Genomic DNA, 21,343 nt, shown 5'->3' on the forward strand with positions numbered 1-21,343 from the left:
CATGAACTTCGACTTCTCCTGGATGGCATGGACCTGGCCGACGGCCGCTTTTTTTGCCGTCATCGCCCTGCTGCTGGTCGGCATGGGTGCTTGGGAATACGCCTCGCCAGGCGGCAATCCGCGCGTTGGCGTGCTGCGCTTCGAGACGACGCGCGGCGACCGCCTGTTCCTATCGCTGCTCGGCAGCGCCTTTATCCATCTCGCTTGGCTGGGTCTTGTCGGACCGAGCCTCTGGTGGGCTCTCGCTCTCTCCGTGGTCTACGCCATCGGCGTGTTCCGCTACGTATAGAGGGGGAAACTGTTGGAGCGGCAGCGTGCCGGCCGCCGCTCCAGATCGCACTTGAAACCTGAAACAGTGGAGGAAACACATGCGACGGCAATTTTTAACATCAACAACGGCCCTTGTCCTGTTGCTCGGCGTAGGCAATGCCTATGCAGGGATGGATGAGGCAAAAGCCTTTCTGGACAAGGAGATAGGCGGCGTGTCGACGCTTTCTCGCGCCGACCAGGAAAAGCAAATGCAGTGGTTTATCGACGCTGCCAAGCCCTTCGCCGGCATGGATATCAAGGTGGTCTCGGAAACCCTGACGACCCACAAGTATGAATCAGAGGTGCTGGCACCGGCCTTTACCGCCATCACCGGCATCAAGGTCACGCATGACGTCATCCAGGAAGGCGACGTCGTCGAAAAGATCCAGACCCAGATGCAGACCGGCCAGAACATCTATGACGGCTGGGTCAACGATTCCGATCTGATCGGCACGCACTGGCGCTATCAGCAGGTGCGCAACCTGACCGACTGGATGGCGGGCGAAGGCAAGGACGTTACCGATCCGATGCTCGATGTCGACGACTTCATCGGCACCAAGTTCACCACCGCTCCGGACAAGAAGCTCTATCAGCTGCCCGACCAGCAATTCGCGAACCTCTACTGGTTCCGTTACGACTGGTTCAACGACGAGAAGAACAAGGCCGACTTCAAGGCCAAGTACGGCTACGATCTCGGTGTGCCGGTCAACTGGTCGGCCTATGAGGACATTGCCGAATTCTTCACGGGCCGCGACGTCAACGGCAAGAAGGTCTATGGCCACATGGACTACGGCAAGAAGGATCCGTCGCTCGGCTGGCGGTTTACCGACGCCTGGCTGTCGATGGCCGGCAACGGCGACAAGGGCCTGCCGAACGGCCTGCCGGTCGACGAATGGGGCATCAAGGTCGATGCGAATTCGCGGCCTGTCGGCTCGTGCACCGCGCGTGGCGGCGACACCAATGGACCAGCATCGGTCTATGCCATCCAGAAGTATCTTGATTGGCTGAAAGCCTATGCGCCGCCGGAAGCCCAGGGCATGACCTTCTCTGAATCCGGCCCCGTACCGTCGCAAGGCAATGTTGCCCAGCAGATCTTCTGGTACACCGCGTTCACCGCCGACATGGTCAAGCCTGGCCTGCCGGTCATGAACGACGACGGTACGCCGAAATGGCGCATGGCGCCGTCTCCGCACGGCTCCTACTGGAAGGACGGCATGAAACTCGGCTATCAGGACGTTGGTTCCTGGACGCTGATGAAGTCGACGCCGACCGACCGCGCCAAGGCCGCCTGGCTTTATGCGCAGTTCGTCACCTCGAAGACCGTCGACGTGAAGAAGAGCCAGGTTGGCCTGACCTTCATTCGCGACTCCACCATCCATGACAAGAGCTTCACCGAACGTGCGCCGAAGCTCGGCGGTCTGATCGAGTTCTACCGCTCGCCGGCCCGTGTGCAGTGGACGCCGACCGGTACCAACGTGCCGGATTATCCGAAGCTGGCGCAGCTCTGGTGGCAGAACATCGGTGACGCATCCTCGGGTGCCAAGACACCGCAGGAAGCCATGGATTCGCTCTGCGCCGATCAGGAAAAAGTCATGGCCCGTATCGAGAAATCCGGTGTCCAGGGCGACATCGGACCGAAGATGGCCGAAGAGCATGACCTTGCCTACTGGAACGCCGACGCGGTCAAGGGCGGCAATCTGGCGCCTCAGCTGAAGCTCGAGAAGGAGAAGGACAAGCCGATCACCATCAACTACGACGAACTGGTGAAGAGCTGGCAGAAATAGGACTTTCTATGCGGGCGTTCGCGTCCGTGTGAAATTGGGGGAGGCGGCGCGTTGCCGTCTCCCTTCTTTGTATCGAAGCGGAGGACGTTGGGATGAGCGGTTTTGTGCTGGCAATCGACCAGGGAACGACATCGACCCGGGCGATCTTGTTCGATGGCCAGTTGAAAGTCGTGGGCAGCGGGCAGCAGGAATTCACGCAGCACTATCCTGCTTCCGGCTGGGTGGAGCATGATCCCGAAGAAATCTGGGCAAGCGTCGTCACGACCGCGAAGGCTGCCTTGAAGAAAGCCGGACGCGACGCTTCCGAAGTTGCAGCGCTCGGCATCACCAACCAGCGCGAGACCGTCGTCATCTGGGACAGAGCGACGGGCAAGCCAATCCACAACGCCATTGTCTGGCAAGATCGGCGCACCGCTCCGCTGTGCCAGAAACTGAAGAAGCAGGGACTGGAGAAGAAATTCACCCGCAAGACAGGGTTGCTGCTCGATCCCTATTTCTCCGGCACCAAGATCGCCTGGATGCTCGACAAGGTGAAGGGCGCAAGGAAGCGCGCCGAGAAGGGCGAATTGCTGGCCGGCACCATCGACAGTTTTCTGATCTGGCGGCTGACCGGCGGCAAGGTTCACGCCACCGACGCCACCAACGCGTCGCGCACGCTGGTCTACAACATCGAGAAAAATGCCTGGGACGACGAGCTTCTGGGCGTTCTCAACATCCCGGCGAGAATGCTTCCCGAGGTAAAGGATTGCGCCGATGATTATGGAATCACGGAGAAAAGTCTGTTTGGCGCCGAGATAAGGATTCTCGGCGTCGCCGGTGACCAGCACGCCGCGACCATCGGCCAGGCGTGTTTCGAACCGGGCATGATGAAATCCACCTATGGCACTGGCTGCTTCGCGCTGCTCAACACCGGCACGGATCTGGTTCGCTCGAAGAACCGGCTGCTGACCACCATTGCCTACAGGCTGAATGGCAAGACCACCTATGCGCTGGAGGGCTCGATCTTTATCGCGGGGGCTGCCGTGCAATGGCTCCGCGACGGCATCAAGGTGATCGGCAAGGCCGAGCAGAGCGGCAAACTGGCTGCCGAGGCTGATCCGACGCAAAATGTATATCTGGTGCCGGCCTTTGTCGGGCTTGGCGCGCCGCATTGGGATGCGGAGGCGCGTGGTGCGATCTTCGGGCTGACCCGCAATTCCGGACCGGCGGAGTTCGCGCGTGCCGCCCTGGAGGCTGTCGCCTACCAGACCCGCGACCTGCTCGACGCCATGCGCAGGGATTGGAAAGGGGCTTCGGCCAGGACAGTGCTCAGGGTCGATGGCGGCATGGTGGCGTCCGACTGGACCATGCAACGGCTGGCCGACATTCTCGACGCGCCGGTCGACCGCCCGACCATTCTGGAGACGACGGCGCTGGGTGCGGCCTGGCTTGCTGGTTCAAAGGCGGGTGTGTGGCCGAAGGCACGAGAGTTCGCGAAAAGCTGGGCATTGGAGCGGCGGTTCCAGCCGGAGATGGAAGGCGCCGACCGTGCAGCGAAACTCGCAGGCTGGCGCGACGCCGTGCGCAGGACCTTGAGCGCCTAAGAAAGACCCGCGCCGTTTCCGACGCGGGTCCCTTACTCACACTTGTCGGCTACTGATACTCAGCCTTGGATCAGTATGGCGAACGGCATTCTTGGCGCGGACCGTAATTCGGCTGGAAGGTGTTGTCCGAGGAACGGTAGCTGCGATAGTGGTCATAGCACCACTGCACATGCGAATTGCCTTCGTAGCGGTTGTTCTCGCTGTTGACGATCGCACCCGTGATCAGGGCGCCAGTGGCGAAGGCCGCGAGCGGGAACCAATAGTCGCCATGACGGCGATAACCCTCATGGTAGTCGCGATAGCCACGATGGCCATTCCAATAGCCGCCGCCATCATTGTTGCGGGCAAAGTTACGACCGCCGAAATTGCGATTTCCGAAATTGCGGTTGCCGAAATTGCGGTTGCCGAAATTGCGATTGCCGTGGTGGTTCTTCATCCAGGGCTTGTAGTCGACGCTCTGCACGTCGCTCGAAGTCGATGCCGCCTGCGGCACGAACATTTGCGCCGCATTGGCCGGCATGGCTGCGGCTGCTCCAAACGAAACTGACAAAGTGGTCGCCAGTATACCCGTTACGATCTTGTTCATTGTCTTCTCCTTCGAAAGGGTGATTGACGTCCCTTGTGGCGAGACAACGAGCAATACACGGGATGGTTCCTCCCAAAACACCAAGTTACTGATCTGTAATGTTTCTCTTGCCCGACATCCAAACTATAATATGCTCAGCCAATGGCCCTTCGGAGCTTGTACCTCCCTCGATCGAAGTGGTCGTTTGGGCAAGGCGACGACGCTGGAAAAGCTTGGCTCCCGGATCCGTTTTTTCCGGTTGACCGGTCGAGGCACTCTCCCTATGTTCCGCGCAATTTCGAGGGCCGCCTTTCGCGCCCGCGGGAGCGCGTAGCTCAGCCGGTAGAGCAACTGACTTTTAATCAGTAGGTCATGGGTTCGAATCCCATCGCGCTCACCATTGTCAAAGGACTTACTGGCGCCATTGATTGGCCTGTGAACCTTCGCAACGCGCTTCGACCGTTCAGACACTCCGCGACAGATGCACGTCCAGAACGGCGGCCTTCTTGGCAATCAGGCCTTCCAGATCCGCGTCCGAGCGCTTGGTGCCGGTCCGTTCGCGCAGCAGCGAGACTATCGCGCTCATCGAAAGCGCGGCGATCTGGCCGCGCAGGATAGCATCCACGGCGCCGACAACATCCAAGATCTCGGTTGGTGCCCGCATCGTCGGTTCCTTCCTGTTGAGGTCGGCCTCGATGGCCGATCCTCTTGCGCCACGATCGAAGATGACCGCCAAGCCGTTCTTCACGGCCAGTGCAGCGACCATATCATCGAGCTGGCGGTCGGTGAGGGCTGGGTCAGCAAGGGTGGGTTTGAGGATCTTGCGGATGACCATGGCAGCCTGGTCCGTGGACACGAAGCCATAGTGCCGTTTTCTGGCCTCGACATATTGTTCGATGATCATGCTCAGGCGTCGGGCTGCGACATCCCTGGGTTCCTGCACCTCGGCCTCCTTGGGCTGCCGCAAGTGTCGGCAGCACCAAGACGAAGTAGGGCGGCTTGATCGAACATCAAACGGGGAACGGATCAATCATCCGATGCATCTTCCACTGATGGAGGAACGATCCCGCTGCTGAAGCATTGGGTTCCATGACCAGCTCATTGAGGGAAGGCCGGGCCATGAAGATTGCCCATGTCGCACCACTATACGAATCGGTGCCGCCAAGGCTCTATGGTGGCACCGAGCGCATCATCTCCTACCTGACCGAGGCTCTCGTGGACCTTGGCCATGACGTAACGTTGTTCGCCAGCGGCGATACGAAGACCTCTGCCAAACTGGTGCCATGCCGTGAACGGGCGCTTCGTCTCGATACCCGTCCTTTGAAATCCGAGATTGCGGCGCATCTGTCGATGCTCGACGAGGTGAGGAAACGGGCCGACGATTTCGACGTTATCCATTTCCACCTCAGCCATTTCCTGCATTTTCCGTTTTTCCGCGATATGCCACAACGCACAGTGACGACGCCGCATGGCAGGCTGGATTACGCGGATTTGGCACAAGCCTATGATCGGTTCCCGCGGTTCCCGATGATTTCCATATCCCGCAGCCAGCGGGCGCGGTTTGCATCGGCGAACTGGCTGGCGACAATCCACCACGGGCTGCCCGTCGATCTCTACAAACCCAATTTCGAGACAGCCCCTGACGGCGGCTATCTTGCGTTTCTCGGCAGAATGTCGCGCGACAAGCGTCCGGACCGGGCGATCGAGATCGCCCGCCGTACCGGGCTGAAACTCAAGCTCGCGGCCAAGGTCGGTGCTGACGATCGCGCCTATTTCGAGGAGGTCGTCCAACCGATGATCGATGGCGATCAGATCGAATATGTCGGCGAGATCAATGAGGAGCAGAAGACGGCGTTTCTCGGAAACGCCGCCGCCCTGCTTTTCCCGATCGATTGGCCGGAGCCGTTCGGCCTTGCCGTGATCGAAGCGATGGCTTGCGGGACACCTGTCATGGCCTGGAATTGCGGTGCCATGCCCGAGATCCTCGATGATGGCGTCACCGGTTTCGTCGTCGAGACCATAGAAGATGCCGTTGCCTCGATGCCGGCTCTCCTGCAGCTCGACAGGCGGCGCGTCAGGGCCGTGTTCGAACGACGCTTTTCAGCCCGCAGGATGGGTCAGGATTACGCCGCTGCTTACGCGGAGCTGGTCGATGCCGGCGGCCGCGCCAAGGCCTCGTAGCGGCGTTGTCTTCAAAATGAACAGGGACAGGCCACTTGACCATCAGCCAACTTGACGAACGCACGCTCGATCCAGCGATAGCACTGGCGTCTCTCGATGAGACGGCGCCCCGCGAGCCGCACAGGCTGTTCGCCCTCAAGCATGGCGACTGCTTCGTGGTCGCCGACGGCTATGGCGACATACGCGGCGTTGGTGACGGGTTCTTCCGCGACGACACGCGCGTGCTTTCGGAATTTCGCCTCACCGTCGGTGGGCGGTCGACGTCGTTGCTTGGCGCGTCACTTAGCCAGGACAACGTCCTGTTCACCACCAATTTGACTAATCTGCCGATCGAGAGCGCCGCGGGCCGCCAAATCCCGCAAGGCGCTATCCATATCGAGCGCGTCCGGCTGCTGTGGCAGGAAAGGCTGTATGAGCGCATCACGCTCTCCAACTACAGCCGGGAGCATTCGACGATCCTGCTGTCGCTGCGCTTTGGTGCCGATTTCCGCGACATGTTCGAGGTCCGCGGCTCGATCCGCGCGAAGCGTGGGACTGCGCATACGGCCGAGATTGCCCGGGCCGCGGTCGTGCTTCGCTATGAAGGCCTGGACAAGGTGGTGCGGACATCGGCGATATCATTTTCGCAGACGCCCGATGAGCTGACCTCCGAGCGGGCGGATTTCGTCATCGCCGTCACCAAGCGCAGCAGCCAGACGCTTTACCTGGAAGTGGGCGACGAAACAGACGAACGCCCTGAAAGCCGCCGGTTTCGCGCTGCGGCCGCCCGGGCTCGTTTCGGCATGCGCGCCAAACGCCGGCATGGCGCGACGCTGCACAGTTCGGGCCGCGTTTTCAACGACTGGATGGCGCGGGCTCGCGCCGATGTCGCGCTGCTCACCACGGAACTGGCGACCGGGCCTTACCCCTATGCCGGCATTCCGTGGTTCTCCACTGCCTTCGGCCGGGACGGCGTGATTTCAGCCCTGCAGATGCTTTGGCTCAATCCCGGGCTGGCGCGAGGCGTTTTGGCCTTTCTTGCCCAGCACCAGGCGACCGAGACCTCTCCCTTCAGCGATTCCGAACCCGGCAAGATCATGCACGAGACCCGCAAGGGCGAGATGGTGGCGCTCAGCGAGCTGCCGTTCGGCCGCTATTATGGCGGCGTCGACACGACGCCACTCTACATCCATCTTGCCTGCGCCTATGCGGACCGCACGGGGGACACGGCCTTCATCGATACGCTGTGGCCATCCCTGTGCGCCGCTGCCGAATGGATCGAGACGGCGAGCCGCTCGACAGGATTCCTCACCTACCAGCGCGCCGCGGAATCCGGTCTCGCCAACCAGGGATGGAAAGACAGTTTCGATTCCGTCTTTCACGCCGATGGCCGCATTCCGAAGGGACCGATCGCGCTGGTCGAAGTCCAGGGCTATGTCTTTGCGGCGTTCCAGGGGCTGGCGAAACTGGCACGGCTGCGCGGAGAAAGGGAGCGGGCGGAGGGGTGGGAAATACGCGCCGACACACTTCGCCAGCAAGTCGAACGCGATTTCTGGATCGAGGAGCTTGGCTACTATGCGCTGGCGCTCGATGGCGAGGGCCAGGCCTGCAAGGTGCGCACATCCAATGCCGGCCACCTGCTTTACGTCGGCCTTCCCAACCCGGAGCGCGCGCGCATGGTCGCCGACCAGCTGCTGTCGGCCTCGTTTCATTCCGGCTGGGGCCTGAGAACGCTGGCGGACGAAGCGATCTTCTTCAATCCGATGTCCTATCACAACGGGTCGATCTGGCCGCACGACACCGCGATCTGTGCCGCTGGGCTGGCGCGATATGGCAACCGCGACGGCGTGGTGCGGCTGATGAGCGGAACCTTCGAATCCGCCGTTCATTTCAACATGAGGCTGCCCGAACTCTTCTGCGGTTTTACACGTGCGGCGGGTGAGGCGCCGATTGCCTATCCGGTGGCATGCCTGCCGCAAGCCTGGTCCGCCGGTTCCGCCTTCATGCTCATGCAATCGTGCCTCGGCCTTCAGGTCGATGGCTGGACAGGCGAGATCCATGTGACCCGGCCGCGCCTGCCGATCGGCATAGACAGCCTGATCATTCGTCATCTTTCGGTCGGGCACGCGGCAGTGGATCTGACATTCCAGCGCGTCGGAGATCGTGTCGGCGCTTTCCTTGCCGCGCCGCATGAGGGGCTGGTGCCTCTCGTGGTCACGAGCTGAAAAACCGGAACCATCATGCGGGGTGGGGCGTTGGACAACCAGACTATGGGCGCCGGAGTTCCAGTCGATGGAGTTTCTTCGGTATCCCATTGAAAGGTAATCTATTTCAATGCCCGACAACAGTTCGTACCTGGTCGTTCCCCTCTTCGCATTGTGGCTCTTCATTCTTGCAGCTGTCGGCGTCCTGTTCATTGTGCTGGTGACGATGATGTTGCGGTCGCGCAAAGGCCGCAGACTTGCTGCCGTGAAGGCCGATCCAGCTCGCGGCCCACTGCCGGAATTAGAGAAGAATGGGCAGTCCACCGTCGCCGCTCTGGCGCAGTGGTCGCCCGAGACTTTGCGTCATATCCTGGCAACGGAGCTTCCCGATGCCCAGGTGATCGTCGTCTCGAATCGCGAACCTTATATCCACAACCGCAAGGGTGACGACATCGAACTGGTCGTACCTGCCAGCGGGCTCGTCTCCGCCCTGGAGCCGATCACGCGCGCTTGTGCCGGCACGTGGATCGCCTATGGCGGCGGTTCGGCCGACGCCCTTGTGGTCGACAAGAACGACCGGATCGAGGTGCCGCCTGACAATCCTTCCTACACACTGCGCCGCGTCTGGCTAAGCGAGGAAGAACAGCAAGGCTATTATCTCGGCTTTGCCAATGAAGGCCTTTGGCCGCTGTGTCATATCGCCTTCACCCGGCCAATGTTCCGCACATCCGATTGGGAGGCCTACGAGGCGGTCAACCGCAAATTCGCCGACACTGTCGTGGCGGAGGCCCGCAACGAGCGGCCGATCGTGCTGGTCCAGGATTACCATTTCGCGCTGTTGCCGCGAATGATCCGAGAGCGCCTGCCCGAGGCGATCATCATCACCTTCTGGCACATCCCTTGGCCGAATTCGGAAGTGTTCAGCATATGCCCGTGGCGCGAGAAGATTCTCGAAGGTCTGCTCGGCAGTTCAATCGTCGGTTTCCACACCCAGTTCCATTGCAACAACTTCATCGACAGCGTGGATCGTTTCCTGGAAAGCAGGATCGAGCGCGAGGATTCGGCCATCTCTTATGGCGGCCAGATCAGTCTGGTTCACGCCTATCCGATTTCTATCGAATGGTCGCCGCCGCAACTGGACAAGCTGCCGGACGTGGCAACCTGCCGTCGGCAGGTTCGCGAGAAATTCGGCCTGGCCGACCATGTCAGACTGTGCGTGGGCGTTGAGCGTCTCGACTACACCAAAGGCATCCTCGATCGCTTCAATGCACTTGATGAACTGCTGACGCTTCATCCGGAATGGATCGGCAAGGTGGCGTTCCTGCAGATCGCGGCGCCCAGCCGCGGCACCTTGCCCGCCTACCAGCAATTGTATGAAGAGTGCATGCGCCATGCCGAGGATCTCAACCAGCGCTATGGCCGCGAAGGCTACACGCCGGTCCTGATGGTGACGGAACATCACTCGCAGCAGCAGGTCTACGAAATCTACCGGGCCGCCGACGTTTGCATGGTGACCAGCCTGCATGACGGCATGAACCTGGTTGCCAAGGAGTTTGTCGCGGCGCGCGAGGATGAACAAGGTGTGCTGCTGCTGAGCATGTTCGCCGGCGCCTCCAAGGAGCTGCTGGAGGCGCTGATCGTCAATCCCTATGACGCGGCAATGATGGGTGACGTCCTGCTGCAGGCCTTGACCATGTCGCAGGAGGAGCAAACGCAGCGCATGCGACGCATGCGCGAGATCGTGCGCGAGAACAACGTTTATAAATGGGCGGGAAGCATGCTTTTGGATGCCGCGCATTTGCGCAAACGCAATGCAGTCGACCGAGCCGTCGGCGCTGCTCCCACGGTACCTGCCAACGTGATATCGCTGCTCGAACGCAAATGTGTGGCGGCGCTGTGATGTCGATATCGTCAAACCTGCCGGAACCCGTCGTCCCGCAAGGGCCATGGAGCCTGTTCCTCGATATCGATGGCACGCTTCTCGAACATGCCGCGCATCCCGATGCGGTGGCTGTCAGTGAGGAGCTGCGCATGCTGTTGGCACGGCTTGAAACGCAATTGGACGGAGCCTTGGCGTTCATCACGGGACGCTCGATCGCCGCTGTCGACCATCTCTTCCAGCCCCTCAGATTGCGCGCCGCCGGGCTTTATGGGCTCGAGCACAGGCTGGTGCGTGATGGACCGGTCGAGGCGGCCGGCGAACCGGCAGACATTGCCGCACTTGCCGAGGAGATCGAAGCGGAACTGGCCAGTGCCGACGTCTATATCGAGCGCAAGGGGCCGATCCTGGCCATTCATACGCGCGCGGCGCCGCATTTGCTGCAGCGCGCCATACAGCTGGTCGAACAGGCACTGGACAGGCTGCCTGTGGGATATCGGGTGCTGGCCGGCAATGCAGGGGTTGAACTGATGCCGCTGGAGGCGGCGAAAGGAGCAGCCATCCGACGGTTCATGGAACAACCGGCTTTTGCAGGCCGCAGCCCCGTCTTCCTTGGAGATGACACTTCCGACGAACACGGCTTTGATGTCATCAACGAGATGGATGGCGTCTCGGTGCGCATCAAACCGCGCGGACCGACCGCTGCGCGCCACGCGCTTGCCGGTGTCGAGGAGGCGCTGGCCTGGCTTGATGGTGTGAGCCACAGCGCTGCGGAGAGATCGACCGTCACCACATGAATCGAAGGAGCCGGCAATGACCCAGTTTACCAGCCTCATCCGCGAGATCATGCCTGCCTGGTTGCGCCGGCGCTCGACCGTGCAAGAGACCGAGACGAGCTTCGATTCATCGCGTCCGCAGGATGCGGACATGGTGTGGCACAAGGTCGTCGAAAAGGATCTCTTTGGCGCAAACACGCAGGACTATGCCCAGGACGAAAAGACCAATCGCCACTGACGATCAGCTTTAGTTTCCGAAAACCAGCGAAACATTGCCGCCGGCATGGCGTTCGAGCCGGCCGGCGAGGTCGAGTTCCAGCAACACCATGAAGACCTGGGCCGGGTGCAGGCCGGTGTGGCGGATGATTTCGTCGACCGACACGCGTCGGGCCGAGCGCCTCGATTACCTTGGCGCGGTCGCTCTCGCCGGGTGGCGGCGTGGCCGAAAAGTCGGGCGGGTCTTCAAATGGGGGCACATCCGGCGCGCGCATGCCTGTCAGCGGCGCGATCGCCCTGGAAATGTCGGATGCCTCGGTGACCAGCGTGGCGCCGTCCTTGAGCAGGCCGTTGGTGCCGGCGGCGCGTGGATCGAGCGGTGAACCCGGTACGGCGAACACCAACCGCCCCATTTCGCCGGCAAGCCTGGCGCTGATCAGCGATCCCGAGCGTTGCGCTGCCTCGACCACCACCAGCCCAAGGGCGGCGCCCGCGACAAGGCGATTGCGGCGCGGAAAATCCTGGGCGCGCGGCTGCCATCCGAACGGCATTTCGGAGATTATGGCGCCACGCTCGGCGATTTCCTCGCACAGGCCGGCATTCTCGGGCGGGTAGGGCAGGTCGAGACCTCCGGCCAGGACGCCGATCGTGCCGGTCGCCAGGCTGCCCTGGTGTGCCGCCGTGTCGATGCCGCGTGCCAGGCCGGATACGATGCCATAGCCGTCGCCGCCAAGACTGGCAGCCAGCATACGCGCCATCTTGATGCCGGCCAGCGATGCGTTGCGGGCACCGACAATGGCGACCCCCGGCAGCCGGAAGACGGCGGCATTGCCTTTCACCGCCAGTAGGGGCGGTGGATTGTCCATGCTCCTCAGCAATGGTGGATAGTCGGGCTCGCCGATACCGACAAAGCGCGCGCCAGCCTTGCGGGCTGCTTCCAGTTCTGCCTCGGCTTCGGCGATCGAGGGAATGCGGGCGATCCGGCTGGCGCCACCCGAAATCATCAGCTCCGGCAGGATTTCCAGTGCCACCTCGGCGGACCCGAAGCGGTTGATCAGGTCGCGAAAGGAGGCGGGGCCGACATTCTGGGTGCGGATCAACCGCAGCCAGCTCAGCCGCTGCCGGTCGCTGAGGCGCGGCCCGGCGGCCGGCTCGCTCACCACGATGGCGCGCTTGCTCACCCCTTGGCTCCGATCTTGCCCTCGGTGCCGGCAAGCAGCCGCGAAATGTTCGCCCTGTGCTTGATGAAGACGATGATGCTCATCACCACGAACAGAATGGCAATCTGCGGTGTGCTCATGAAATACAGGGCAACGGGGACGACGACGGCCGCTGTCAGCGCCGCCAGCGATGAGAACCGGAACAGGAACGCCATCACCAGCCAGACGACGGCGAAGATCAGCGCCACCTGCCAGGCAAGGCCGATCAGCACGCCGAGATATGTCGCGACGCCCTTGCCACCCTTGAAGCCGAGCCAGGCCGGAAAGAGGTGACCAAGAAAGGCGCCGAGGCCGGCCCAGACCGCCGTTTCCGGCGCGAAGTGACCAGCAATCAGCACGGCGGCCGTGCCTTTCAGGGCATCGAGCAGCAAGGTCGCGGCGGCCAGGCCCTTGTTGCCGGTGCGCAGCACATTGGTGGCGCCGATATTGCCGGAGCCGATCTTGCGCACGTCACCAAGGCCGGCGGCTCGCGTCAGCAGCAGGCCGAAAGGAATCGAGCCTAAGAGATAGCCGAATACCAACGCTGGGATGAGGCCGTAAGTCATTGTTTCCCCCGCAGTTCTCCCAAACGGTCAGGTCAGGCTCAGTGCGCGATTGCCGGATCAGACCGAGAACACTGTGCGGCCCGCCACCAGCGTTTGCAAGACCTTGCCTTGCAGGCGGGCGCCTTCGAAGCAGGTGTTCTTCGAGCGCGAGCGAATGCCGCTTTCGCTGACGATCCAGGGCTCATCGAGATCGACAAGTGCAAGGTCGGCAAGAGCACCCGGCTTCAGTGTGCCGCCGGGCAATCCGAACAGTCTTGCCGGCGCGGTGGACAAGGTCTCGATCAGCCGCAGCAGCGGCACATCGCCATTGTGGTAGAGCCGCAAGGCCGCGCCAAGCAGCGTCTCCAATCCGATGGCACCGGCGGCCGCGTCGGCGAAGGGCAGGCGCTTGGTGTCGACATCCTGTGGATCGTGCGAGGATACGATGATGTCGACGGTGCCGTCCCTGACCGCCTCAATCATCGCCAACCGGTCTTCCTCGGCGCGCAGCGGCGGCGTCAGCCGGAAGAAGGTGCGGTATTCGCCGACATCGTTTTCGTTGAGCGACAGATTGTGGATCGACACGCCTGAGGTGACGGCAGCACCATCGGCTTTGGCGCGCGTCACGGCGTTTGCCGCCATCGCCGTCGAGATTTTTGCCGCGTGATAGGACCCGCGCGTCAGTCGGGCCAGAGCCAGATCGCGCTCCAGCGGGATCGATTCGGCTTCACGCGGAATGCCGGAAAGGCCGAGCCAGCTGGCGTACAGGCCCTCATTCATGACGCCTGATGAACCGAGGTCGGCATCCTGGGTTTCATGCACGATGGTGGCGCCGAAATCGCGGGCGTAGGTCAGTGCGCGGCGCATCACCAGCGCGCTTGCTATGGTGTGGCGGCCATCGGTGAAGGCGACGGCGCCAGCCTCACGCAGCAGGCCGAATTCGGTCATCTCGCGGCCGGCGAGGCCCTTGGTGATCGCCGCCGCCGGAAAGACGTTGACGATAGCCGTGTCCTTGGCGGTGCGCAGCACGAACTCGACCAATGCCACATTGTCGATCACCGGGTCGGTATCGGGCATCATGACGACAGAGGTGACGCCGCCGGCGGCCGCCGCGACACTTGCCGAAGCGATGGTTTCGCGATGCTCGCCGCCGGGCTCGCCGATGAAGACGCGGCCATCGATCAGGCCGGGAATGATCGCCTTGCCGGCGCAATCAATTGTTATGGCGCCCTCGGGGGCGCCCTGGTTCAACGCCGCTTTGCCCGCGGCAACGATCTTGCGGCCCTCGACAATGACGGAGCCGACTTCGTCGATACCGCGCGAGGGGTCGACAATGCGGGCGCGTTCAAAGACCGTCGTGCTCATTCGCCGCGGCCCTCTTGATTACGGCGGGGGTCGAGCAGCGCTTCCATCACCGCCATCCGCACGGCGACGCCCATTTCCACCTGCTCCTGAATGACGCTTTGCGGGCCGTCGGCGATTTCCGAGGCAATCTCGACGCCGCGGTTCATTGGGCCGGGATGCATCACCATCGCGTCGTCCTTGGCGGCCTTCAGCTTTTCGGCGTCGAGGCCGAAATAGCGGAAATATTCGCGAACCGAAGGCACGAAGGCGCCTTCCATCCGCTCGCGCTGTAGGCGCAGCATCATCACCACGTCGGCGTCTTTCAGGCCTTCGGCCATCGAGCGCGTGACAATCACACCCATTCGTTCGATGCCGGAGGGCAGCAGCGTTGAAGGGGCGACGACCCGAACCTGTGCGCCGAGCGCGTTGAGCAGCATGATGTTGGAGCGCGCCACGCGCGAATGCAGGATGTCGCCGCAAATCGCCACGATCAGCTTCGACAGCGGCCCCTTGGCGCGACGGATGGTCAGCGCATCGAGCAGCGCCTGTGTCGGGTGTTCATGCGCGCCATCGCCGGCATTGACGACGGAGCAGCCGACTTTTTGGGCCAGAAGGGCGGCGGCACCCGCCGACTGGTGGCGGATGATCAATATATCCGGCCGCATGGCGTTCAGCGTCATTGCCGTGTCGATGAGGGTCTCGCCCTTTTTCACCGAGGAGCTCGCCACCGACATGTTCATGACATCGGCGCCGAGCCGCTTTCCGGCCAGCTCGAACGAGGACTGCGTACGGGTCGATGCCTCGTAGAACAGGTTGATCTGGGTGCGGCCGCGCAGCGTCGAGGTTTTCTTCTCGGACTGCCGCGAAATCGCGACAGCCAGATCCGCCCGGTCGAGCAACAGCTCGATGTCGGCGGGCGAAAGATCGCTGATGCCCAGAAGATGGCGGTGAGGGTAGAGTGGCAGGGACGAAGCGTCGGTCATCTCAAGGGGGTGCTATAGGGTGCGGATTTTGCGCCTGCAAGCACCAGCTTTACATTGGCGCCGTTCTCCCCGGTATTTTCGTCGCGCGCGCGGCAACGCTTGGCTATATCTAGCCGATGGCCTCGGATTCGTGGCTTTCGCACGACAGGGACCTTTCTACGGATTGAAGGATTGGGCGTGACCGACGACGTAACGAACCAGCCGCCGCCGCTGACGGGCGGCAACGCCTGGCGAGGCGATCCGTTGCTGATCCAGCTTGCCGAGCGCTTTTCCGATCCGGTGCGCAGGGAACTCGACGGGCTTGGCCGTTTCGTGCTGACCCAGGAAGCGCAGGAACTGGCCCGCCTCGCCAATGTCGAGACGCCGAAACTGAGGACACATGACCGCCAGGGGCGGCGCCTCGACCTGGTCGAGTTCCATCCCGCTTACCACGCCCTCATGCGTCGTTCGGTGGCGAACGGGTTGCACTCCTCGGTCTGGGAGAATGGTGACGCCGAGATCGGCCGCCGCCATCAGGTGCGTGCCGCGCGTTTCTATCTGACCGCCGAACTCGAAACCGGACACCTCTGTCCCATCACCATGACCAGCGCCTCGCTGGCGGCATTGATGGCCAGCCCAAAGCTGTTTCGCGAATGGGCGCCGCGCGTGACGACGCGCAAATACGACCAGAGCCAGAAGCCGCCGGTGGAGAAGACCGGGCTGACGCTCGGCATGGGCATGACCGAGAAGCAGGGCGGCACCGATGTGCGCGCTAATGTGACGAGGGCCGAGCGTGCCGGCAGCGGTTTTTATCGCCTGACCGGGCACAAATGGTTCATGTCGGCGCCAATGTCGGACGCCTTCCTGGTGCTGGCGCAGGCGCCGGAAGGGCTATCCTGCTTCCTCGTGCCGCGTGTTCTCGGCGACGGATCGGGCAATGGCTTCCGCTTCCAGCGGCTGAAGGACAAGCTCGGCAACCGCTCCAACGCGTCTTCCGAGGTCGAATTCGTCAACGCCATCGGCGAAATGGTCGGCGAACCCGGCGCCGGCGTGAAGACGATCATGGACATGGTGACCTTGACCCGGCTCGACTGCGCGGTGGCGTCCTCGGCCATCATGCGGGCAGGGCTGGCGGAAGCGGTTCATCATGCCCGCCATCGCCAGGTTTTCGGCTCGGCCTTGATCGAGCAGCCGCTGATGCAGCGCGTGCTGGCCGATATGGCGCTGGATGTCGCCGCGGCAACCGCGCTGTCGTTTAGGCTGGCGCGCTCCTTCGACGAGGCGGCGGGCGATCGCGGCGAGGCGGCCTTTGCGCGCGCCATGACGGCGGTCGTCAAATACTGGGTCTGCAAGATCGCGCCAGCACTGCTTTACGAAGCGATGGAGTGCCTTGGCGGTAACGGCTATGTCGAGGAGGCGCCGCTCGCCCGCTACTATCGCGAGGCCCCGGTCAACGCGATCTGGGAAGGGTCGGGCAATGTCATGGCGCTCGACGTGCTGCGTGTGCTTGGCCGCGCGCCCGGCCTGTTCGAAGAGGTACTGGGGGGGATAGACCGTGATCTCGGTGCCGGCGGACGTGGCACGGTAGGCGTCCTGAAGGCGGCGATGCAGGTTGCTTCAACCGACGAGGGCTCAGCCCGGTTGCTGACGGAACAGCTGGCGCTGTCAGCCGCGGCGGCCGAGCTGCGCCGGCTTGGGGCAGGGCGGATTGCCGATGCCTTCGTCGAGACGCGCCTGGCTGGCCAATGGCGCAACACCTACGGCATGCTCGATTCGCGCCACGACGCGCGCATGATCATCGATACGCTCTATCCGCCGGTGAACTGAGCAGCGAGCGGCTCGTCGCTGGATTTGGACATGCCTGAGGGCATCGTCGTGCGCCCTGTGGATGGCCGTTAACCTTAACAAATGGTTTACGTTGCGGCGACGAGGCGTAAAGCCCACTGTTATTCCTGTCGAAGCAGGAATCACGATGCGACACGTATTGACCTCATTCTTGTCGGTGCACTGGGCGATCGTTTTCGCCCTGCTGGCGCTGATCTGCATCGATGGAAACCGCGGTGTTGCGGCAGCGCTTGGCGTGCTGGGCGTGACCGTCGAGAGCGCCCGCTTCGTCAATCTGGAAAACATCGTGGTGGTCGCGCCGCTGGCGGTTGCACTGCTGGTCGTGTCGGTGCTGTTCTTCTGGGCCTTTATCGATACGCTGATCAACGATGCGGCGGGCCCCGGCGCCGACAGCGTGGTGCGCATCGCCTTCATTTCCGCTTCCGGCGTGATGTCGATGATCCTGATCGGCGGCGCGGCCCAAGGCATCAACGGGCTCTTTATGGTTGTCGCGGTGCAACTCGCCGCGCTTCTGGCCTCCTATGTCGCGATGCTTGCCGAGCGGCGCTCGGCAGCGCTGTCTGATGACGCCGCTTTCCACGCCACGGCGCACAACATGGCGAAGGCGGCGGCTCACAACTCGCTTCTCTCCCTGATATCGGGCCGCGCCGGCCCCAACGGGATCGGCCCCGGGCGGACTGGCCCTAAAGCGAAGGGAGGCCGCTGATGCGCTACATCTTCGCATTTTGGGCGGCTCCGATGGGGCTGTTCTGGGGCTGGTTCTACCTGTCGGCCAATGACATGAATTTCGGTTATGTGATGCTCAGCCGGCAGATGCATGACTTTTTCTTCCAGCTCTATGGCCAGATGCTAGGCGTCGATCCCACGATCATCCCCGGCATGGTGGCGAAGACCTGCATCTTCGACGGATTTCTGCTAATGGCGCTGTGGGCGTTCCGCCGCCGCCGCGAAATCGCCGGCTGGGTCAGACGGCGCTGGGCGGGTCCTGTCCCGTTCGATCGGCTGCATCGAGTGACTGAAGCCGGTCCAAAACTCCCTGCAGAATAAAGGCCGCGGCCGCCGAATCGATCTTGCCGGCGCGTTTGGCGCGCGAGAAATCCATTTCGATCAGCGTCCGTTCGGCGGCGACCGTCGACAGCCGCTCATCCCAGAACACGAAGGGCAGGTCGCTTAGCTGCGCCATGTTGCGCACGAAGGCGCGTGACTTCTGCGCACGCGGACCTTCCGAACCATCCATGTTGATCGGCAGCCCGATCGCCACCGCGCCAACGTTCTCCTTCTGCATCAAGGCCAGCAGGACCGCGGCATCGAGCGAGAACTTCCTTCGCATGATGACCGGGCGCGGATGAGCGAAGGAGAATCCCCGGTCGGAAACCGCAACGCCGATCGTCTTGTCGCCAAGATCGAGCCCCGCCAGAGTTTTTCCGCCGGCAAGCCGGGCCGGCAATTCTTCGATCGTGACAATGCCCAACGGTGGTCCTTCGCCTTTTCACCACCACGTGTCTTGTGAAGCGCGCGGTGGACACAGTAACCCTTTGATCTCAGGGCCATCGGCGTTCTATCCTTTGGCAAGGCAAAAATCGAGGAAAGCATTCATGAAACTGACCTGGTACGGCCACTCGGCCTTCCGCATCGAAGCTGGCGACGCCAAGATCCTCATCGACCCCTACCTGATCGGCAATCCGTCCTGGACGGGCGGCTGGGAAGGACCGGCGGAGGGAGTAACGCATGTTCTGCTGACGCACGGGCACAGCGACCACATCAGCGGCGCACTGGAAGTCCTCGGCAAGAGCGGCGCCCAGCTGGTCGCCAATTTCGAGATCTGCATGTATCTGGTCGGCAAGGGTGCCGACGGCAACAAGATCAATCCCGGCAATATCGGCGGCACCGTCGATTGCGGCGGCTTCACCACGACATTCGTCCAGGCGCTGCACTCCTCTTCGTTTGGCGAAGACGGCGGCAAGAACACCTATCTCGGCAATCCGGGCGGCCTCGTCCTGCATTTCCCGGAAGACCGGACGCTCTACCACATGGGCGATACCGATATCTTCTCCGACATGGCGTTGATCAACGAGTTGCATGAGCCCAAGATCGGCATCGTGCCGATCGGCGACCGTTTCACCATGGGCGGTGCTGTGGCGGCACTCGCCTGCCGCCGCTTCTTCAAGTTCGAGACGGTGGTCCCTTGCCACTTCGGCACGTTTCCAATGATCGATCCGACGGCCGAGAAATTCCAGGCCGGCCTGGAAGGGTCCGGCGTCGATATAGCGTTGCCGAAGATTGGTGAGACGATTACGATCTAGAGACAGCTAAAGCGGAACAAATCCATGGCGTTGCGGCAAACTCTTTTCGTTTCGATGTTTGCCGCGGCGTCGCCGGCGATTGCCGCGGATGATTTCATCGAAGGCATCTACCTTCAGTCCGAGGAGCTTTGTGCGCAGGCCAAAAAGGATACGCTGCAGACGCTGATCGACGCCGGCAATGTCGTTTTGTCGGCGCATGGCCTGCAAGGCGTTGAATACAATTGCGAATTCGTTCAGATCAGCAAGGCGACACGCTCGCCAAGCTGGGCGGTGACAGCCATCTGCCAAGAACCGGGCTATATCTTTCCGGACGTGCTTTCGGTGACGCAAATGAACCCGACGCAGGTTGATCTCGTCTCGGTCCGGCCCATCGATGACGAAAGCGAGGCGAGCGGCAACAGTGGCAGCTACTATCTGTGCGAGGGCGTTGCCCTGCCATGACGATGCTGAAACGTGTCAGGGCGCTTTTTCGCCGCGAGCGGCCGGTGTTCCCAAAACTGGAACTCCACGTCGCGCATGGCTGCAATCTGTCTTGCGAAAGTTGCGCGCACTACTCCAACCATGGTCATTCCGGCACCGTTTCGCTCGAGGAGGCGGACCGCTGGATGGGATTTTGGAGTCGGCGCGTGTCGGTCACCTGGTTCAATATCCTGGGTGGAGAGCCCACCATACACCCGCAGTTGCCCGCTTTCGTTGGACTGGTGCGGCGGCACTGGCCAGAGGCCATAATAGAAATCGTCAGCAACGGCTTTTTCCTGCACCGTCATCCGACATTGCCGGCAATTCTTGCCGCTGATCGGGACGCTCGGCTGACCGTCTCGGTTCATCATGGTTCGCAGGAGTACCAGGAGAGATTGAAACCGGTGTTCGATCTCGTGGAGGCTTGGCGTCGGGAACACGGGCTGCATATCGAGATCCGCCCGTCCGACAAGAACTGGACCCGTCGCTACGAAGGCTTCGGCAACACCATGTTGCCGTTCGAGGATGGCGATCCTCGCGCCAGTTGGGAAATCTGCCCGGCTCGCCATTGCAAGCAACTCCACGCCGGACAGATCTGGAAGTGTGCGCCTCTCGCCTATCTGCCGATGCAGAAGGCAAAATACCGCCTTTCCGACAAGTGGGATCCCTATCTGGCGTATCGACCGCTTGAGCCGGGCTGTTCCAATGCGGAATTGCAGGCCTTCGCCGCGCTGGAAGACGAGGACGCATGCAGCATGTGTTCGGCAAAGAAGCGATTGTTCGAATTGCCCAATCCGCTGCGGCGCCCCAAGGACCGGGTCAGCCCTGCTGTGGTCTAGCGCTGCGTCCGACACGATGGATGTTGCGTGCCGCGCGCGGCGCCGCTATAGCCCGGACTGGTTTTTCCCGAGGCAAAAACATGTCCGTTGATGTCAAGACAGTGAAGCGTGTCGCGCGTCTCGCCCGCATCGCGGTGAGCGAAGAAGATGCAGAACGCATGACCGGCGAGTTGAATGCGATACTGGGCTTCGTCGAGCAACTGAACGAGGTCGATGTTTCCGGCGTCGAGCCGATGACCTCGGTGACGCCGATGGAGATGAAGAAACGCCGGGATGTCGTCACCGACGGCAACAAGGCGGCTGATATCGTCGCCAATGCACCGGCGACCGAAGAGAATTTCTTCCTCGTGCCAAAGGTCGTGGAGTAAGGC

Annotated in this window: 21 protein-coding genes, 1 tRNA gene and 1 pseudogene; 16 read left to right on the plus strand and 7 right to left on the minus strand. The window is 62.1% G+C overall.

Annotation, left to right across the window (positions count from 1 at the left end; translation table 11 throughout):
• Position 1: 1 nt before the first annotated feature.
• From EB235_RS21250 to glpK, 3 genes are all read left to right on the plus strand, one after another.
• Positions 2–289, plus strand: a complete 288-nt coding sequence (locus EB235_RS21250; protein WP_027029080.1) for a DUF2160 domain-containing protein — start codon at positions 2–4, stop codon at positions 287–289.
• 79 nt (positions 290–368) lie between these two features.
• On the plus strand, positions 369–2,093 hold the full coding sequence (locus tag EB235_RS21255; RefSeq protein ID WP_027029079.1) for an ABC transporter substrate-binding protein: 1,725 nt from the start codon (positions 369–371) through the stop codon (positions 2,091–2,093).
• Between the two features lie 92 nt (positions 2,094–2,185).
• A complete protein-coding gene (gene glpK, locus EB235_RS21260) occupies positions 2,186–3,676 on the plus strand; it encodes a glycerol kinase GlpK (RefSeq protein WP_027029078.1) in 1,491 nt (496 codons plus the stop codon).
• 70 nt (positions 3,677–3,746) lie between these two features.
• Here the strand turns inward: glpK and EB235_RS21265 are convergent, their stop codons facing one another.
• Positions 3,747–4,262 (minus strand): BA14K family protein, encoded by a 516-nt coding sequence (locus tag EB235_RS21265; protein WP_027029077.1) that lies wholly within the window; start codon positions 4,260–4,262, stop codon positions 3,747–3,749.
• 303 nt (positions 4,263–4,565) lie between these two features.
• On the opposite strand from EB235_RS21265, the gene EB235_RS21270 reads away from it, so the two are divergent.
• Positions 4,566–4,641 (plus strand) — tRNA-Lys (locus tag EB235_RS21270).
• 63 nt (positions 4,642–4,704) lie between these two features.
• On the opposite strand, the gene EB235_RS21275 is transcribed toward EB235_RS21270, so the two are convergent.
• Positions 4,705–5,184 carry a hypothetical protein gene (locus EB235_RS21275; RefSeq protein ID WP_027029076.1) on the minus strand — a complete coding sequence of 160 codons (480 nt, stop codon included), beginning with the start codon at positions 5,182–5,184 and terminating at the stop codon, positions 4,705–4,707.
• 176 nt (positions 5,185–5,360) lie between these two features.
• Here EB235_RS21275 and EB235_RS21280 point away from each other — a divergent pair, with 176 nt between their 5' ends.
• The 5 genes from EB235_RS21280 to EB235_RS35195 all read left to right on the plus strand — a co-directional run bounded on the left by EB235_RS21280 (position 5,361) and on the right by EB235_RS35195 (position 11,498).
• Positions 5,361–6,422: a glycosyltransferase family 4 protein gene (locus tag EB235_RS21280; RefSeq protein WP_027029075.1), complete on the plus strand. Its 1,062-nt coding sequence runs from the start codon at positions 5,361–5,363 to the stop codon at positions 6,420–6,422.
• A 41-nt stretch (positions 6,423–6,463) separates the two neighbouring features.
• Positions 6,464–8,626, plus strand: coding sequence for an amylo-alpha-1,6-glucosidase (locus tag EB235_RS21285; protein ID WP_027029074.1), 2,163 nt, complete (start codon positions 6,464–6,466; stop codon positions 8,624–8,626).
• 109 nt (positions 8,627–8,735) lie between these two features.
• Complete coding sequence (locus EB235_RS21290; RefSeq protein WP_027029073.1) at positions 8,736–10,505, plus strand: alpha,alpha-trehalose-phosphate synthase (UDP-forming); 1,770 nt, start codon at positions 8,736–8,738, stop codon at positions 10,503–10,505.
• Positions 10,505–11,281 (plus strand): trehalose-phosphatase, encoded by a 777-nt coding sequence (otsB, locus tag EB235_RS21295; protein ID WP_032925363.1) that lies wholly within the window; start codon positions 10,505–10,507, stop codon positions 11,279–11,281. Before EB235_RS21290 ends, otsB begins: the two co-directional genes overlap by 1 nt.
• Before the next feature lie 16 nt (positions 11,282–11,297).
• Positions 11,298–11,498, plus strand: coding sequence for a hypothetical protein (locus EB235_RS35195; RefSeq protein ID WP_027029071.1), 201 nt, complete (start codon positions 11,298–11,300; stop codon positions 11,496–11,498).
• A 9-nt stretch (positions 11,499–11,507) separates the two neighbouring features.
• Here the strand turns inward: EB235_RS35195 and dprA are convergent.
• The 4 genes and pseudogenes from dprA to EB235_RS21320 form a co-directional block, all read right to left on the minus strand.
• Positions 11,508–12,636, minus strand: a pseudogene (gene dprA / locus EB235_RS21305) (DNA-processing protein DprA).
• A 17-nt stretch (positions 12,637–12,653) separates the two neighbouring features.
• A complete protein-coding gene (gene plsY, locus EB235_RS21310; RefSeq protein ID WP_027029069.1) occupies positions 12,654–13,241 on the minus strand; it encodes a glycerol-3-phosphate 1-O-acyltransferase PlsY in 588 nt (195 codons plus the stop codon).
• 57 nt (positions 13,242–13,298) lie between these two features.
• Positions 13,299–14,585 carry a dihydroorotase gene (locus EB235_RS21315; RefSeq protein ID WP_027029068.1) on the minus strand — a complete coding sequence of 429 codons (1,287 nt, stop codon included), beginning with the start codon at positions 14,583–14,585 and terminating at the stop codon, positions 13,299–13,301.
• A complete protein-coding gene (locus tag EB235_RS21320) occupies positions 14,582–15,547 on the minus strand; it encodes an aspartate carbamoyltransferase catalytic subunit (protein WP_027029067.1) in 966 nt (321 codons plus the stop codon). The genes EB235_RS21315 and EB235_RS21320 overlap by 4 nt, the downstream gene beginning before the upstream one ends.
• Positions 15,548–15,724: 177 nt before the next feature.
• Between EB235_RS21320 and EB235_RS21325 the strand changes: the two genes are divergently transcribed.
• The 3 genes from EB235_RS21325 to EB235_RS21335 all read left to right on the plus strand — a co-directional run bounded on the left by EB235_RS21325 (position 15,725) and on the right by EB235_RS21335 (position 18,418).
• Positions 15,725–17,353, plus strand: a complete 1,629-nt coding sequence (locus EB235_RS21325) for a DNA alkylation response protein (protein ID WP_027029066.1) — start codon at positions 15,725–15,727, stop codon at positions 17,351–17,353.
• Between the two features lie 145 nt (positions 17,354–17,498).
• Complete coding sequence (locus tag EB235_RS21330; protein WP_027029065.1) at positions 17,499–18,077, plus strand: hypothetical protein; 579 nt, start codon at positions 17,499–17,501, stop codon at positions 18,075–18,077.
• Positions 18,077–18,418 carry a DUF6105 family protein gene (locus EB235_RS21335; RefSeq protein WP_080680717.1) on the plus strand — a complete coding sequence of 114 codons (342 nt, stop codon included), beginning with the start codon at positions 18,077–18,079 and terminating at the stop codon, positions 18,416–18,418. The genes EB235_RS21330 and EB235_RS21335 overlap by 1 nt, the downstream gene beginning before the upstream one ends.
• Here the strand turns inward: EB235_RS21335 and ruvX are convergent.
• On the minus strand, positions 18,336–18,842 hold the full coding sequence (gene ruvX, locus EB235_RS21340; protein ID WP_027029064.1) for a Holliday junction resolvase RuvX: 507 nt from the start codon (positions 18,840–18,842) through the stop codon (positions 18,336–18,338). The two genes, EB235_RS21335 and ruvX, sit on opposite strands and share 83 nt — an antisense overlap.
• Before the next feature lie 124 nt (positions 18,843–18,966).
• Here ruvX and EB235_RS21345 point away from each other — a divergent pair, with 124 nt between their 5' ends.
• The 4 genes from EB235_RS21345 to gatC all read left to right on the plus strand — a co-directional run bounded on the left by EB235_RS21345 (position 18,967) and on the right by gatC (position 21,340).
• Complete coding sequence (locus tag EB235_RS21345; protein WP_027029063.1) at positions 18,967–19,674, plus strand: metal-dependent hydrolase; 708 nt, start codon at positions 18,967–18,969, stop codon at positions 19,672–19,674.
• Positions 19,675–19,698: 24 nt separating this feature from the next.
• Entirely contained in the window at positions 19,699–20,115 is a 417-nt protein-coding gene (locus EB235_RS21350; RefSeq protein WP_027029062.1) for a hypothetical protein, read from the plus strand.
• Positions 20,112–20,972, plus strand: coding sequence for a radical SAM protein (locus tag EB235_RS21355; protein WP_245268746.1), 861 nt, complete (start codon positions 20,112–20,114; stop codon positions 20,970–20,972). Before EB235_RS21350 ends, EB235_RS21355 begins: the two co-directional genes overlap by 4 nt.
• An 80-nt stretch (positions 20,973–21,052) precedes the next feature.
• The gene (gene gatC, locus EB235_RS21360) at positions 21,053–21,340 is read left to right on the plus strand and encodes an Asp-tRNA(Asn)/Glu-tRNA(Gln) amidotransferase subunit GatC (protein ID WP_027029060.1); all 288 of its coding nucleotides are present in this window, start codon (positions 21,053–21,055) and stop codon (positions 21,338–21,340) included.
• The last annotated feature ends 3 nt before the right edge of the window (positions 21,341–21,343 follow it).

It is taken from the genome of Mesorhizobium loti R88b, assembly GCF_013170845.1.
Taxonomy (GTDB): domain Bacteria; phylum Pseudomonadota; class Alphaproteobacteria; order Rhizobiales; family Rhizobiaceae; genus Mesorhizobium; species Mesorhizobium loti_B.

Excerpts from the sequence above, each read along its gene's own strand:
- EB235_RS21250 (WP_027029080.1), top strand. The coding sequence starts at position 2 with ATGAACTTCGACTTCTCCTGGATGGCATGGACCTGGCCGACGGCCGCT.
- EB235_RS21255 (WP_027029079.1), top strand. The coding sequence starts at position 369 with ATGCGACGGCAATTTTTAACATCAACAACGGCCCTTGTCCTGTTGCTC.
- glpK (WP_027029078.1), top strand. The coding sequence starts at position 2,186 with ATGAGCGGTTTTGTGCTGGCAATCGACCAGGGAACGACATCGACCCGG.
- EB235_RS21265 (WP_027029077.1), bottom strand. The coding sequence starts at position 4,262 with ATGAACAAGATCGTAACGGGTATACTGGCGACCACTTTGTCAGTTTCG.
- EB235_RS21280 (WP_027029075.1), top strand. The coding sequence starts at position 5,361 with ATGAAGATTGCCCATGTCGCACCACTATACGAATCGGTGCCGCCAAGG.
- EB235_RS21290 (WP_027029073.1), top strand. The coding sequence starts at position 8,736 with ATGCCCGACAACAGTTCGTACCTGGTCGTTCCCCTCTTCGCATTGTGG.
- otsB (WP_032925363.1), top strand. The coding sequence starts at position 10,505 with ATGTCGATATCGTCAAACCTGCCGGAACCCGTCGTCCCGCAAGGGCCA.
- EB235_RS35195 (WP_027029071.1), top strand. The coding sequence starts at position 11,298 with ATGACCCAGTTTACCAGCCTCATCCGCGAGATCATGCCTGCCTGGTTG.
- plsY (WP_027029069.1), bottom strand. The coding sequence starts at position 13,241 with ATGACTTACGGCCTCATCCCAGCGTTGGTATTCGGCTATCTCTTAGGC.
- EB235_RS21315 (WP_027029068.1), bottom strand. The coding sequence starts at position 14,585 with ATGAGCACGACGGTCTTTGAACGCGCCCGCATTGTCGACCCCTCGCGC.
- EB235_RS21320 (WP_027029067.1), bottom strand. The coding sequence starts at position 15,547 with ATGACCGACGCTTCGTCCCTGCCACTCTACCCTCACCGCCATCTTCTG.
- EB235_RS21330 (WP_027029065.1), top strand. The coding sequence starts at position 17,499 with ATGCGACACGTATTGACCTCATTCTTGTCGGTGCACTGGGCGATCGTT.
- EB235_RS21335 (WP_080680717.1), top strand. The coding sequence starts at position 18,077 with ATGCGCTACATCTTCGCATTTTGGGCGGCTCCGATGGGGCTGTTCTGG.
- EB235_RS21345 (WP_027029063.1), top strand. The coding sequence starts at position 18,967 with ATGAAACTGACCTGGTACGGCCACTCGGCCTTCCGCATCGAAGCTGGC.
- EB235_RS21350 (WP_027029062.1), top strand. The coding sequence starts at position 19,699 with ATGGCGTTGCGGCAAACTCTTTTCGTTTCGATGTTTGCCGCGGCGTCG.
- EB235_RS21355 (WP_245268746.1), top strand. The coding sequence starts at position 20,112 with ATGACGATGCTGAAACGTGTCAGGGCGCTTTTTCGCCGCGAGCGGCCG.
- gatC (WP_027029060.1), top strand. The coding sequence starts at position 21,053 with ATGTCCGTTGATGTCAAGACAGTGAAGCGTGTCGCGCGTCTCGCCCGC.